The 1,660-nt window shown below is 71.0% G+C and carries 1 pseudogene; it reads right to left on the reverse strand.

The features are described 5' to 3' along the window. Positions 1–1,143, reverse strand: a pseudogene (locus ACLQ3C_RS21370) (hypothetical protein); the annotation flags it as partial. Positions 1,144–1,660 lie beyond the last annotated feature (517 nt).

Genomic DNA, 1,660 nt, shown 5'->3' on the forward strand with positions numbered 1-1,660 from the left:
CCCCAACGCGTCATCGACCTGTGCCCGCGTCATCGACGACGACAACCCCACCCGACCGGATGCGTCCACATCGTCGATGACCCGAGGACCGGCTACATCATCGCCACCATCAGACCGAAGCTCCTCAACCACAACAGGTCCGGAATCAGGGTGGACATCACCCGCGCGGTCGGCGTGCACACCCCCCACACGTGCCCGCACCGCATCGGTCAGCCGGGCCGCACCGTGATAGGCCGCCTTCACCGATGCCACACCCAGCAACGACCCCGACACCGCCAACATCGTCACCGCATCCGGCGCCGGATGCACATCGCCACCCACACCCACCGGCACACCCTCCGAATGCGTGGTGAGCGACGACATCACCTTCTGCGCCGCATCATCGAAACTCTTCAACACCCGCGCAGGAGCCTCCCGCGACTCCCGATCCATCCGCTGCACCGCCGCGTCATCGGCAACCCGGCGCGCGGCGGCCAATTCCTCGGTCTGCTCCGTCCGACCCTCATCATGCGACACCGGCGGCCGCACACCATCATCAGCAGCGGCATCAGTGTCGGCGCCGCGATCGGGCACCACATCCCCATCACCGTCACCGCCCCGACGGACCGGGCGCTGATCCTGCACATGCGGTCCCGCCACCTCACCACCGTCATGAGCGATCAGATGCGGAAGATGCGCAACATCATGCGGAAGTCCGTCGACAGCAACAACATCCATCCGCACCGTCACATCACCCACACGAGCGGACGGCATCTGCGCCGCACCCTCAGACGCCGCATCCGACGCCGAATCCGACCGTTGCGCGACCTCCGGATCGGCCACCTCACGCCCATGAGGTCCACCGGCCCGCTCACCCCCACCGTCACGATCGCTCAACCTGCCCGGCCGGTCGTCACCGAGTCCGTGCTCCGGCCACGCGGGCTCCCGCGCATGCCCATCCCCCTCGAACGGCCGCGCCGACCCACCATCACCGGCACCACGATCCGCACCCGTATCACCCGCCGGACCATCCGGGCGAGCATCCCCGACCGACGGACGATCCACCGGCAACAGCCCACCCCGCTCACCCCGCCCACCACCAGACACCGGCCGGGCACCTTCTGGAACCCCCGCCGAAACCTGCGACCCCACACCACGATCCACGCCCGCACCCTCAACACCCACCGCCGAAGACACGGCCTCCGCCCGCACCGCCGTCAACATCCGCGGCACCCCCGCACCGTCAGGCCGCGCCGACACCACCGCCCCCGACGCCGCCGGATGCCCCGCAATCGCCGACACCACCGGCCGACCCCCCACAACACCCGACCCAGCACCCGACCCAGCACCCGACACCGAGCCCGCGCCCCCCGGCACATGACCCGCCGCCGCAACCGGGGCGGGCGCCGCCGCACCCGCCGGCGCGGCCGGCGCCGACGGCGATCCCCCGGCCGCCGGCGTCGACGCCGGCGAAGATGCCGAAGCCGCAGCCGAAGCCGCCGACGGCTCAGGGTGCAGCCCAACACCTCCCGAACCATCACCGACCACACCCACCGAACCGCCGACACCATCACCCGACGCCGGAACCGCCGAACCAGCAGCCGCCTCACCAGAATCCCCACCACCATGCGCAGCCCCCGCAGCCACCGACGACCCCTGACCCCCCACGCCACCGCCGGAC

Source organism: Gordonia sp. DT30 (genome assembly GCF_049844915.1).
Taxonomy (GTDB): Bacteria; Actinomycetota; Actinomycetes; order Mycobacteriales; family Mycobacteriaceae; genus Gordonia.